This is a genomic window from Vibrio sp. M260121 (assembly GCF_036533715.1).
Classification (GTDB): domain Bacteria; phylum Pseudomonadota; class Gammaproteobacteria; order Enterobacterales; family Vibrionaceae; genus Vibrio.
Genome location: NZ_JATABF010000005.1, coordinates 110,323 through 122,778 on the forward strand (window position 1 = coordinate 110,323; position 12,456 = coordinate 122,778).

At 47.0% G+C, this 12,456-nt stretch carries 11 protein-coding genes; 4 read left to right on the top strand and 7 right to left on the bottom strand.

The window, feature by feature from the left end:
* Positions 1-2: 2 nt before the first annotated feature.
* A complete protein-coding gene (gene ubiE / locus QTO06_RS05125; RefSeq protein WP_005434558.1) occupies positions 3-782 on the bottom strand; it encodes a bifunctional demethylmenaquinone methyltransferase/2-methoxy-6-polyprenyl-1,4-benzoquinol methylase UbiE in 780 nt (259 codons plus the stop codon).
* Positions 783-860: 78 nt separating this feature from the next.
* The gene (rmuC, locus tag QTO06_RS05130; protein WP_331407054.1) at positions 861-2,393 is read right to left on the bottom strand and encodes a DNA recombination protein RmuC; all 1,533 of its coding nucleotides are present in this window, start codon (positions 2,391-2,393) and stop codon (positions 861-863) included.
* Between the two features lie 169 nt (positions 2,394-2,562).
* On the opposite strand from rmuC, the gene QTO06_RS05135 reads away from it, so the two are divergent.
* Entirely contained in the window at positions 2,563-3,471 is a 909-nt protein-coding gene (locus QTO06_RS05135; RefSeq protein WP_331407055.1) for a DMT family transporter, read from the top strand.
* Positions 3,472-3,666: 195 nt separating this feature from the next.
* On the top strand, positions 3,667-6,114 hold the full coding sequence (locus tag QTO06_RS05140) for a sensor domain-containing protein (RefSeq protein ID WP_331407056.1): 2,448 nt from the start codon (positions 3,667-3,669) through the stop codon (positions 6,112-6,114).
* A 621-nt stretch (positions 6,115-6,735) separates the two neighbouring features.
* Here the strand turns inward: QTO06_RS05140 and QTO06_RS05145 are convergent.
* The 3 genes from QTO06_RS05145 to ftnA all read right to left on the bottom strand — a co-directional run bounded on the left by QTO06_RS05145 (position 6,736) and on the right by ftnA (position 9,053).
* Complete coding sequence (locus QTO06_RS05145; RefSeq protein ID WP_331407057.1) at positions 6,736-7,929, bottom strand: NAD(P)/FAD-dependent oxidoreductase; 1,194 nt, start codon at positions 7,927-7,929, stop codon at positions 6,736-6,738.
* A gap of 182 nt (positions 7,930-8,111) precedes the next feature.
* Entirely contained in the window at positions 8,112-8,435 is a 324-nt protein-coding gene (uspB, locus tag QTO06_RS05150) for a universal stress protein UspB (RefSeq protein ID WP_005448571.1), read from the bottom strand.
* Between the two features lie 90 nt (positions 8,436-8,525).
* Positions 8,526-9,053: a non-heme ferritin gene (gene ftnA, locus QTO06_RS05155; protein WP_005434576.1), complete on the bottom strand. Its 528-nt coding sequence runs from the start codon at positions 9,051-9,053 to the stop codon at positions 8,526-8,528.
* A gap of 210 nt (positions 9,054-9,263) precedes the next feature.
* Between ftnA and uspA the strand changes: the two genes are divergently transcribed.
* Positions 9,264-9,689: a universal stress protein UspA gene (gene uspA / locus QTO06_RS05160; protein ID WP_005434578.1), complete on the top strand. Its 426-nt coding sequence runs from the start codon at positions 9,264-9,266 to the stop codon at positions 9,687-9,689.
* 70 nt (positions 9,690-9,759) lie between these two features.
* Entirely contained in the window at positions 9,760-10,638 is an 879-nt protein-coding gene (locus QTO06_RS05165) for a carboxylate/amino acid/amine transporter (RefSeq protein ID WP_005434580.1), read from the top strand.
* Positions 10,639-10,709: 71 nt separating this feature from the next.
* Here QTO06_RS05165 and QTO06_RS05170 read toward each other — a convergent pair whose 3' ends face one another.
* Complete coding sequence (locus tag QTO06_RS05170; protein ID WP_331407058.1) at positions 10,710-11,309, bottom strand: hypothetical protein; 600 nt, start codon at positions 11,307-11,309, stop codon at positions 10,710-10,712.
* A gap of 283 nt (positions 11,310-11,592) precedes the next feature.
* Positions 11,593-12,372, bottom strand: a complete 780-nt coding sequence (locus QTO06_RS05175; RefSeq protein WP_331407059.1) for a class I SAM-dependent methyltransferase — start codon at positions 12,370-12,372, stop codon at positions 11,593-11,595.
* Between the last annotated feature and the right edge of the window lie 84 nt (positions 12,373-12,456).

Here is a 12,456-nt window from a genome sequence, read left to right on the forward strand (position 1 = left end):
CCTTAGAATTTGTAGCCGCGGTGCAGCGCCACAATACCACCCGTTAGGTTGTAGTATTTGGTGTTTTCGAAGCCCGCTTCTTTCATCATGCCTTCCAGCGTGTCTTGATCTGGGTGCATGCGAATAGATTCAGCTAGGTAACGGTAGCTGTCTGCGTCGTTCGCTACTAGTTCACCCATTTTTGGCAATAGGTGGAATGAGTATGCGTCGTACACTTTTGATAGCGGGTCTAGGATTGGTTTTGAGAACTCAAGCACCAACAGACGACCACCTGGCTTCAATACGCGGAACATAGAGCGCAGCGCTTTGTCTTTATCAGTTACATTACGTAGACAGAAGCTGATAGTAATTACGTCAAAGTAATCATCTGGGAACGGCAGTTCTTCTGCGTTCGCTTGAACGTAATGCACGTTACCCACAATACCGTTGTCGCGCAGTTTGTCACGACCCACATTCAGCATTGAGTTGTTGATGTCCGCTAGGATCACGTGGCCTTGATCGCCAACAATGCGCGAGAATTTCGCCGTTAGGTCGCCAGTACCACCACCTAGGTCAAGAACACGTTGACCTGGACGAGCGCCACTGCAATCAATAGTAAAACGCTTCCAAAGGCGATGAACGCCACCTGACATCAAGTCATTCATGATGTCGTATTTTGCTGCCACTGAGTGGAAAACTTCGGCAACTTTGGTCACTTTTTCGTCTTTTGCCACTGTGGTAAAACCAAAGTGGGTAGTGTCGTTATCTAACGCTGTATTTGATTGCACACTTGTGTCCGTCATTCTGATTCCTCTTGGGCAGCACTTTCTCACTTCGGGGCGGTTGATAACAAATAGGGTCGCCCACTGTACTGCGGGCGATTAGTTTACTTTATCCTCAGCCGGATGTCTTTCTACTAAAGAAGCATTTTCCGAAAATGACTCACTCTGCGCTAACTGGGCAAGATCTGGCGAGATTGGACGTTTTACCTCCACTCCTAATTGCTTGAAGCTTTCCGCCTGACGAATCACGTTGCCACGCCCTGTCGCCAGTTTATTCATTGCCCCTTGGTACGTTTGGTTGGCTTTGTCTAATGCGCCACCCAGCCCTTCCATGTCGTCAATGAACAAGCGTAGTTTGTCGTACAGCTTCGCCGCTCGTTCCGCGATCAATTGGGCGTTTTCGTTTTGACGCTCGTTACGCCACAAATTATCTATCGTACGTAGCGCCACCAGCAAAGTGGTAGGACTGACCAAAATAATGTTTTGTTCCATCGCATCTTTAACCAAGCTTGGGTCAGCTTGAATCGCAACTTGGAATGCAGGCTCCACCGGAATAAACATCAACACGTAGTCTAAGCTCTGGATACCTTTTAACTGATGGTAATCCTTAAGGCTCAAGCCTTTGATGTGCGCGCGCAGCGCGGCTAGGTGATCGCTCAGCGCCTGTTCACGTTGAATGTCGTTCTCTGCGTTGAAGTAGCGCTCGTACGCCACCAGCGCCATTTTCGAATCGACCACCACTTGTTTGTTTTGCGGTAAGTGAACAATCACATCCGGCTGATAGCGCTTGCCTGCTTCATTTTGCAAGCTCACCTGAGTTTGGTACTCGTGCCCTTCACGTAAGCCAGATTCTGCCAATACACGAGCCAGAACCACTTCCCCCCAGTTGCCCTGCTGCTTGTTGTCACCTTTCAGAGCTTGAGTCAGATTGACCGCTTCTCGGGTCATGTGCTCGTTCAAGCGTTGCAGGTTCTTCAACTCATGCACCAAGGTGTGACGCTCTTTGGCTTCTTGGCTAAAGCTGTCGTTGACTTGCTTTTTGAACCCTTCTAACTGCTCTTTTAGTGGAGACAGCAAACCTTCCAAACTCTGACGATTTTGCATATCGACTTTGGCAGTTTTCTCTTCGAACAACTGATTCGCTAAGTGCTCAAATTGCTGCTTCAAACGCACTTCTGCTTGCTCAAGAATTTGCAGCTTTTCTGCATTAGCTTGGTTAATTTGCTCGTGGCGTGCTTGCTGCTCACCAAGTTGGGTTTCAAGACGCGATTTATGCTCTCGCATCTGCCCTAGCTCATCAAAATACTGCTGACGTTCTTGCTTCACTGCTTCGAAATAGCGTAGCTTTTCCATCGCCGCCATCAATTTACCGTGAGTTTGGCGCACCTCGAATGCCGCTTTATCGCGCTCGTCATCAAGCTCATCCAATTCTTGCTGCGCTTCGGCGAGACTTTGCTTCAACTGTTCAAGTTGTTGTTGATGAAGCTGTTTTTCAGAGAAGAGCTGTTGTTCGAGCAATTGAGTTTGTGTGGCAAAGCGTTGTTTAACCCACCAACCCACTGCAACACCGCTGATGGTCGCGGTAAAAAGAGAAGACAGAATGAGAGATTGATGCTCAAGAATCCATTGCATAATAGCGAGTTAGCCTGTGTTTTTTATCTTTAATAATGGTATTTACATACTGGATAAATGTCCAGTTTGTTGGATGAAAAATCCTCGCATACACTAGGCGCTCCGTACAACATACTCACACCTGCTCAAACCAACAGCGATGAGCGGTACATCATCACACAGAGGCATCATGAACGAGCGTCGCGCCCTAGGATTTGGGCTATCAGCGGTATTACTTTGGTCAACAGTAGCGACCGCATTTAAATTGACTTTGGCGGAATTCTCACCGATTCAGATGCTGACCATGGCGAGTATTGTCTCAGCCATCGCGCTCATCGTGGTATGTGGCGTGCAGGGCAAGTTGAATCAACTCAGTTCAACGTTTCTTGCCAATCCTTGGTACTACTTACTGCTCGGATTGATTAACCCACTGGCGTACTACCTTATCTTGTTTAAAGCATACGACTTATTGCCAGCCTCCCAAGCGCAGGCGATCAACTACAGTTGGGCGATCACGCTAACCTTGATGGCGGCAGTTTTCTTGGGTCAAAAGATCCGCAATAAAGACTGGATTGCTTGTGGCTTTAGTTACTTGGGTGTCATCGTAATTGCCACCAAAGGCAATGTGCTCGGACTGGAATTCGAAAGTCCGCTTGGTGTGGGATTAGCACTGCTTTCAACACTACTTTGGGCAAGTTACTGGATTCTCAACACCAAAAACAAAGCCGACCCTGTAATGGGCGTACTATTGGGCTTTCTGGTCGCAATTCCGTTTGCAATTGGCTTAAGCATTTATGAAGGCGCAGACTGGAGCCAAATCACCGCGAAAGGTTGGGCGGCAGTGACTTATGTTGGTCTGTTTGAGATGGGCGTAACCTTCGTGTTGTGGCTAACGGCACTCAAGCTCACCGAGAACACCGCACGCATCAGCAACCTGATTTTTGCTTCACCATTCATCTCGCTCATGCTGCTTGCGACCATCATTGGTGAAGAGATTCACCCATCCACTTTGATTGGCTTAGTGCTGATCATCAGCGGCTTGGTGATTCAACAAGTGAAGTTCGGCAAAAAGCAAAAACAGGCGAACACCGTTCAATGATGACGTCCGAAACCATTGCAAAAATGAGACGCGATTTATAAAAAAGAGAGCTAGCTAACAGTTTACTCGATTAATGAAGTGTTCCTTGCTTGGATTTGTTCGGGCTTTGGATACGATATAGCCAAAGCCCGATATGAACGTCTAATTAGATGTTAACAACACAAACCCAAGGGCGCTCAGGATGCTTTATTAACTATGTTTCGCTTCGCTATCTCCCCTGCATTGATGACAGACTGGAAACAGGCTCTGCAACAATGCTGTGATGCCACACAGGCGCACGGTCAGCTTTATACTTTCAGCTACACTCGCCAATGGCACTTGAGTGAGGTGGCGACGTCACCGCAACATCATCGTGAAGTCGTCGCAATTCTCGAACCCGCCACTGAGCACTTTATCTATCCTCAGCTTGTTGTTGAACAAACACCCTTTCAAAACCAAACCTTGAGTTACTGCCCGGTATGGCTGCCGAGCGGTGAGCTGTTTGCTGCCTTCGCATTGGTTCATCCAACTAACCAAAATACTGTTATTTCCGGGTGGTTAAGCGCATTAGCGGGACGTATCGGCTTTGATGTTGCACAGACTTACCATAGAGAGCAGCAGCGTCACGATGTTCAATTGCCAGAGTTACTGCCATCCCTACAAGAATTCATTGATTGCTTAGAAGATCACACGTGGATAAAGAGCACTGATGGTCGTTACGCGATGACCAACCGCAGCGTTGAGGACTCTTGGCAAATGACCGGCAGTGAAATCGTCGGCAAGAATGACTTCGAGTTGTTCAACAGCCGTCGAGCGAAGAAGTTCATTGATACCGACCAGTTGGTGATCGCTACGGGCAGCCAAAACACGGTGGAAGAGTGCACTCTCATTGATGACAACAACAACCCAACCTGGTTGGAAACCATCAAATCGCCAATCCGCAATCAAACCGGAGAGCTGATTGGTATTTTGGGTATGACACGCAACGTCACTCGTCGAAAAATGGTGGAAACTCAGTTGTCATTGGCGTCGAAAATCTTCGATAACTCCCACGAAGGAATGGTGATCACCGACCGTAAAGCCAACATTCTTGATGTAAACAGTGCCTTCACCCATATCACTGGTTACGCAGCAGAAGAAGTGATCGGTAAGAACCCGAATATCTTGCGTTCTGGGCATCACGACCGCGAATTTTATCAACAGTTGTGGCGTCAACTAGAAAGCAAAGGTCAGTGGAAAGGCGAATTCATCAACCGCAAAAAAGATGGCAGCATTTACCCACAGCTCGCCACCATCAGCGCGGTGATGGACGATAAGAACCATCTGATCAACTACATCTGTGTATTCGAAGACATCTCGGTACGAAAAGCGCACGAAGAAAAGCTACAACGCATGGCGTTTTACGATCCATTGACCAACCTTCCTAACCGTACTCATTTGATCAGCTTGCTAGAACAGCACATTGAGAACGGTCAGAAGCATCAACACGCGTTTGCGACTCTGTTCCTCGATATCGACCACTTCAAGCACATCAACGACAGCATGGGGCACTTCTGTGGTGACCAGTTACTAACTAAACTCGCTGAACGTCTGCAAGATGTGCTGCACTTGCGCGCTCATGTGGCACGTATCGGTGGCGATGAGTTTGTCATTATATTGCCGAATATCGAATCGGATTCACAGCTGATCGACACCATTGAGGACATACTCTGCCTGTTCAACCGTCCTTTTGAAGTCAGCAAGAACGAATCTTTACGTATTTCCACCAGCGTAGGTGTGGCACGTTACCCTCAAGACGGACAAGACAGCGAAACCTTACTCAAGAACGCCGATACCGCTATGTACTTAGCGAAGAAAAACGGCCGTAACGGCTACGCGTTCTACTCACCAGATTTGACTGATAAATCCGTGTCTCACGTGCGTATGCAGTCTGCTCTGCATGAAGCGATTGAGAAGAATCAACTGCACCTAGCGTACCAACCGCAATACAACTTAAGCGCCAACGAACTGGTGGGCGTAGAAGCCCTGCTACGCTGGCAACATCCCGATCTTGGAATGATTTCTCCAGCGGACTTTATCCCGATTGCAGAGAAAACGGGCCTGATTCAAAGCATTGGTAAATGGGTCTTGGAGCAAGCTTGTTTGCAAGGTCGCGCATGGTTAGATAACGGCATTGAATTTGGCAAGCTCGCGGTAAACGTATCGGCTCTTCAGTTACAACAATCAGACTTCATCAGCAAATTGGGGGTTATTCTAAAAGAGACTGAATTCCCGGCGCACCGCCTAGAGCTGGAAATCACCGAAAGCTTCCTACTTATCGATCCACAACAAGCCATCGCATCACTCAACTTGCTGCGCGAGCTCGGCATTGAGATCTCCCTTGATGACTTTGGCACCGGTTACTCGTCACTGTCTTACCTCAAAGGTTTGCCAATCAACAAATTGAAGATCGACCGCTCTTTCGTAAGCGATGTGCCAAGCAATACCGACAGCAATGCGATCGTGAATGCCATCATCGCGATGGGACAAACCCTGTCATTGAAAGTAGTCGCCGAAGGCATCGAAACTGACGAGCAAGCTCAATACCTATTCGAGCGCGGCTGTATCTACGGACAAGGCTTCCGCTTTAGCGCCCCAGTTCGCGCAGAGAAGTTGTTTCGTTAGAGATCGTTCGCAAAAGTAATCTGCTCGGATAAAACATCAGCATGTTTTATCTGGGCTTTCTCGAAACTTCTTCTGATTAATTCGACATCCAAGCCCAAACTGCACAGGCTTGTTGAATTGCGAAGGGGAAGAAGCAAAAAATGAAGAACTCAATATTACTCTTGCTCAGTATCATGGGCTTTACCATTGTGCACGCCCAACCAACATCGCCCTCATTGCTCGCAACCTATGCTAACTATTTGGCAAACGCATCAGAGGAAAATATCTCAGAGACTTATTGGCAGTATTTCTCGAAGGAGGCACTCACAGGTATCGAGATAAGCTCTCCAATAACAAATGTTCAAACAGTTGATGAGGTCAACAAGCAGTGTCTATGAGGTGCATTTCAACGACTATGGCTGCCTTAGCGTGAATGGCAAAAACTCAAACGATGAGCCCATCACGTTCAATATTGAATATGAGATAGAAAATAGCTGGGCGTTGATATCACACATCGATGTACAGTTGCATAACTCAGAAAAAAAGTTCCCGACCAAAGCAACATGCCCACGAGACTATATGGTGTTTTGAAGTGAAGGATAGGCTGAGCTGAGACAACGCTCAGCCTGAAGAAAATTTTGCTTACACCCACTGACCCGCAACAAAGCCGCTCGACCAGCACCATTGGAAGTTATAGCCACCTAACCAGCCGGTTACGTCCATCACTTCACCGATGAAGTACAAACCTTTGATGTTCTTACATTCCATGGTTTTTGAAGACAGGTGATCGGTATCTACGCCACCTAGAGTCACTTCTGCAGTGCGGTAACCTTCTGTGCCATTCGGTGCGACTGCCCAGTTTTCTAGACGCTCAACGATGGTTGCCATCTCTTTCGGGTTGAACTGCTTAAGTGGTTTGTCTGCCAATTCTTTACGTTCAATCAGCACTTCAACCAAACGCTTTGGTAGCACTTTTGCTAGCGTGTTCTTCAACGATTGGTTCGGATGCTTCTCGCGGCTGCGCTCTAGTAGCTCGGCGATATCGTCGTTTGGTACAAGGTTAATCGTCACCTTCTGACCCGCTTTCCAGAATGACGAGATCTGCAGAACCGATGGACCAGACAAACCGCGATGAGTAAACAGCAACGCTTCTTTGAACATAGTACCGTCTTGCGCGGTGATTTCCGCCGGGATCGCGATGCCCGATAGCTCAGCGAAATCTTCTTTGTCTTCTTTATGCAGCGTAAATGGCACCAGACCTGCTGTAGTGGTAATCACCGGGATCTCGAACTGTTCAGCAATCTTGTAGCCGAATGGCGTCGCGCCCAGTTTAGGCATCGACAGACCGCCGGTAGCCACCACCAAAGATTCACATTCGATGTTTTCAGTACCGGCATGCAGACGGAAGCCCGCATCGGTTTTCTCAATCGAATGTACATCACATTGGTAGCGTTGTTGGATGTTTGACATGTCGCATTCTGCTAGTAGCATCTTAACAATGTCTTTTGCAGTAAACGCATCAACACAGAACAACTGTCCGTGATCGCGCTCTTCAAACTCGATGCCATGCTTGCTGACCATCGAGATAAAGTCCCAGTTGGTGTACTGAGACAACGCCGACTTCACGAAGTGTGGGTTTTGACATAAGTAGTTGCTCGCTGAGACGTCGTAGTTAGTGAAGTTACAACGACCACCACCTGAGATAAGGATTTTACGTCCTGGCTTTTTCGCATGATCCAGTACGAGCACACTGCGTCCGCGTTTGCCAGCTTCTGCTGCACACATCAAACCCGCCGCACCTGCGCCGATTACAACAACATCAAATTTCTTACTCATGGGTAACGCTCAATTACTTATTTAGATTGGTTTATACCCAAGTAACCTCGAGATGCTTGGGTATATAAGTCCAAAAATAAAAAAGGATGTGCGTAATGCACATCCTTGCTTTCTACGGGCGCTATTCTAACGACAAAAGTCGAGCGGGAAAAGCGCTTAAATTCCAAGCACAGCTTGCTGGCTTAAAGAATGAAGGCAGCCAGTAGGGTCACACCAAGTAAAGCGGTCGATAAAATGAATAACCCGCGCACCCTTTCGCATTTGCCAGTAAAGATCTCATCGTGATGATGGTGATACTCTTTACTCTTAATGTAATGGTACAGTCGAACCTGTTTGGTGACGTTACCATGGGTGGTGAAAAATCCATTGCCATCCACTTGCTGATAAAGCAAAGGATGCGCTTCACGCATGATGTAAATTAAAGAACGAAGAGCGGTGAGATAACGGACCATGTTTACTCCCGTTACTACCATTAGCGCAAATAAGATTGTGTCTCCACTGATCATCTTTTCCTCCCTACATCTTCAACGATGCTCAAGAGATAAAGACGATCAATGCTTCGTCCTTAACCCGCTGCTTACCGCGTCGGGAACACGTTATGCAGCTGGAGCACCCATAATTGAAGATGAACCTTCTTTTGCCATTTGTGCTAGATCTTTATCGATGAAGAACAATGCTTTACCGTCTTCACCAACTAATTCGATCTTATCTAAAATCCCTTTAAACAACTTCTCTTCTTCGTGCTGTTCAGCCACGTACCACTGTAGGAAGTTAAACGTTGAGTAGTCTTGGCTTGTAAATGCAACATGCGCCAATTTGTTGATCTTTTCCGTGATCATTTGCTCATGTTCGTAGGTTTCACGGAAAACATCGCCAAGGCTAGCAAAGTCATGCTTAGGTGCTTCAATCGCACCTAGGATTGGCATTGAGCCAGTTTCACTTACATAAGTGAAAAGACGTTGCATGTGCTCCATTTCTTCTACGGCGTGAGCGCGTAAAAATTCAGCCGCACCTTCAAAACCTTTGTCTTCACACCAAGCACTCATTTGTAAGTATAGATTGGATGAGAAAAATTCTAGGTTAATTTGCTCATTCAATTGTTCAACCATAGTTTGAGACAGCATGTTAACTCCTATTTATGTGCATGCAATATACCCAAGTAACCTCAAAAGAGATGGTTCAAAGACAACAAAGTCACTTGGGTATAACGCCACTATAACATGATTACAGTGGCAACACTTTGTACCTACGATATTGATATGAGATCACTTCAGCAAAATTATCTGAGACTTAGTGCTAATCTGACACTATGACCTTATCAAGGAGATAGCAATATGAGTTACAAACACGTACTTGTGGCAGTCGACCTCTCAGACGACAGTAAAGTGTTGATTAAGAAAGCCGTGTCACTGGCTAAACCTCTGGATGCGAAAGTCTCTTTCATTCATATCGATGTGAATTACGCCGAGCTTTACACCGGGCTTATCGACATCAACATGGCGGAGGCGCAACACCAAGCGATGGAAGCGTCTCGTACACAGTTAGCGAATTTTGAAGAATACGCAGAGTACCCAATCACGCATACGTTAGTTGGTAGCGGTGATTTGAGTAACGAGCTGTGCGATACCATTCAGGACTACAATATTGATTTGGTGGTTTGTGGTCATCACCAAGATTTCTGGAGCAAGATTCTTTCGTCGACGCGTCAGCTTATTAACTGCTCACCCGTCGATATGCTGGTCGTACCGCTAAAAGACTGATTTGCGTTGGCGTGACCTTAAAACTTGGTTAGACTGCGGGCACATTTGTTGTTGATAAAGATTCTCATCCATGGCTTATCTATCCGCAGTTACCCTACTTTGGGCATTCTCATTTAGCCTGATCGGCGTTTACCTTGCCGGTCAGGTTGACTCTTGGTTCTCAGTTTTCATGCGCGTTGCGCTGGCGAGCCTAGTCTTCATTCCTTTCTTAAAATTCCGTGGCGTAAGCAAATCTCTGATCGCGAAATTGATGATCGTGGGCGGCTTCCAACTCGGCTTAATGTATTGCTTCTACTACCAGTCTTTCCTACTCCTTTCTGTACCAGAAGTGCTGCTATTCACCGTGTTTACCCCTATTTACGTCACCTTGATTTATGACTTCTTGAAAGGTCGATTCTCACCTTGGTATTTGGTTACGGCGGCAATTGCTGTGCTGGGCGCGGCGTGGATTAAGTTTGCGGGTATCAATGAAAACTTCTTGATGGGCTTTTTGGTCGTACAAGGAGCGAACCTGTGTTTTGCCATCGGTCAGGTCGGCTATAAGTACATTATGGAAACCGAATCGGTTGAACTGCCACAGCACACGGTATTTGGTTACTTCTACTTGGGCGCATTGTGCGTGGCAACCGTCGCCTTTGCTCTGATGGGTAACTTAGACAAGATGCCAACCACAGCAACACAATGGGGCATTCTGACTTACCTTGGTTTGATTGCATCAGGCTTTGGTTACTTTGCGTGGAACAAAGGCGCAACCATGGTCAACGCGGGTGCACTTGCGGTAATGAACAACGCGCTCGTCCCTGCTGGTTTGATTGTGAATATCGTAATTTGGAACCGCGATGTTGATGTGACACGACTTGCCATTGGTGGTGCAATCATCATGCTATCGCTGTGGATTAACGAAACTTGGGTGAAAAAACGCGTAGAGATGAGTTACGCCAACAAGTAACACAGCTAATCCTACAAACATTTCGACAATAAAAAACGCTCTCCAACTGGAGAGCGTTTTTTTTGATTCGATTAATGCACTTTGGCTTGCGAGCTTGTGCTCAACAACGTGTTTGGTGGCGTTGGCAGCAACACCTCTAGTTTGGCATTTCGCGCTTCAAGCTTACGCTGGCGTTTGAGCAATTTTTGCTGCTTTTTGGCTAACTTAAGCAACTTTTTCTGCTGCTTGTAATGTTTCTTAACCGCTTTCTTCGCCTTTATCAGCGCTTTCTTATCTGATAAATCAAACATATCTGGCGCCTCTAGCTTAGTGGTTGAGGTTACGGCTGCGACTTTTGCTGCTAGTTTCTTCTCTTTCACTCGTTCCACAACACGTTTAACGATCGCGGCTTTCTCAGCGCTTTGCTCTGGCGTCATGATGATTGGGGTATCTTGAGTTAGAGATGGGGTTGGCAGTGCTTCCGCCAATAGACCACAAGCCTGTTGCTCGGACAGCGGTTTGTCTTGGCACTTTTGAGGTGGAATCGCGGCAGGCTTACACAAGGTGTTTTTCGAGACAGAAGAACGAGCACAAGAGCGGCAGACAAACTTAGGTGCTACCACCAAGCGGTGAATATCACCCAAACTCTCAGCAATCTGTTTGCGGCTCATCTTACATAAACGTTTCGCCATGCTACTACTCCAACTTCCCAATTCTCGACTGTTTTACTCTACGGCATCACACAAGTGAAATAATAATAATTCTTAGTTAGATATACAGTCAGTATGCCGAATTAGCAAGAGAAAAGTATCAACAAGCAGAGCAAACACCAGATACAAACACAGCGCCAAATTAGACGCTGTGAGAAGAAATTTTTTGTCGTCAGGCGTTTAGGGTCTGTTGACCTTTTGCGGTTAAATTTTGTTCGAGATAAAAGCGTTTTAATCGCGGCGAGAGGTTTGTAGCCTAGTTGAATTACGCCATTGATGCCTTCACATACACATCGAAACGGTTCTTTTTGGTTTCAATTGCCATGCTCGGCTTTTGCTCATCAAGCCAGTTGGCGTAATCAGGGCGTTTGACCACCACACGCTTACTCGCCAATGCCATTGCAGGCGCCAGCAAGCCATCCGCATCAAGATCTGCACCAACCAGAGATTGGAAGACGCGCATCTCTTTTTTCACTAATGCCGATTTCTTTTTGTTTTCAGGGTGTGGGTACATCGGGTCGAGGTAAACCACATCGGGCTGGATAAAGTCTTTATCTTGCGCCAATTGCTCCAGTGCATCATGGCTAGAAGCGTGAATCAAAGACAGGCGCTCTGATACCCAAGTGCCGATTTCTGGATCGTGTTTCGCACGAGCCAAACCGTCATCCAGCAAAGCAGCGACTACAGGGTGACGCTCAACCATTTGGACTTTACAGCCTAACGACGCCAATACGAACGCATCGCGCCCTAAGCCCGCGGTGCCATCAAGCACAGTTGGGGTTGCGCCTTTGTTCAAACCCGCCGCTTTCGCGATTGCTTGACCTTTACCACCACCGAACTTGCGACGATGCCCTACTGCACCACCAATCAAATCCACAAAGATCGCACCCAGCTTTGGCTCATCCACTTTACGCAGCTCTAAACGCTCTGTCGTGAGGACTAAAGCAAAGTCACTGTCATCAGTGTGAGAAAGCTGCCAACGCGCAGCGAGTTCATCAAGGTGAGACTGTTGAGATGGGTCTTCACAAATCAATTGCAGTTGCAAAAGGAGGCTCCAGTAAAAATCGGTTTAACTGGCGCTGAGTGTATACCCAACCCGCCTATAATTGCTAGGTTGGGGAGAAGTTAG

Excerpts from the sequence above, each read along its gene's own strand:
- QTO06_RS05135 (WP_331407055.1), top strand. The coding sequence starts at position 2,563 with ATGAACGAGCGTCGCGCCCTAGGATTTGGGCTATCAGCGGTATTACTT.
- QTO06_RS05165 (WP_005434580.1), top strand. The coding sequence starts at position 9,760 with ATGGCTTATCTATCCGCAGTTACCCTACTTTGGGCATTCTCATTTAGC.
- ubiE (WP_005434558.1), bottom strand. The coding sequence starts at position 782 with ATGACGGACACAAGTGTGCAATCAAATACAGCGTTAGATAACGACACT.
- rmuC (WP_331407054.1), bottom strand. The coding sequence starts at position 2,393 with ATGCAATGGATTCTTGAGCATCAATCTCTCATTCTGTCTTCTCTTTTT.
- QTO06_RS05170 (WP_331407058.1), bottom strand. The coding sequence starts at position 11,309 with ATGGCGAAACGTTTATGTAAGATGAGCCGCAAACAGATTGCTGAGAGT.
- QTO06_RS05145 (WP_331407057.1), bottom strand. The coding sequence starts at position 7,929 with ATGAGTAAGAAATTTGATGTTGTTGTAATCGGCGCAGGTGCGGCGGGT.
- ftnA (WP_005434576.1), bottom strand. The coding sequence starts at position 9,053 with ATGCTGTCTCAAACTATGGTTGAACAATTGAATGAGCAAATTAACCTA.
- uspB (WP_005448571.1), bottom strand. The coding sequence starts at position 8,435 with ATGATCAGTGGAGACACAATCTTATTTGCGCTAATGGTAGTAACGGGA.
- uspA (WP_005434578.1), top strand. The coding sequence starts at position 9,264 with ATGAGTTACAAACACGTACTTGTGGCAGTCGACCTCTCAGACGACAGT.
- QTO06_RS05140 (WP_331407056.1), top strand. The coding sequence starts at position 3,667 with ATGTTTCGCTTCGCTATCTCCCCTGCATTGATGACAGACTGGAAACAG.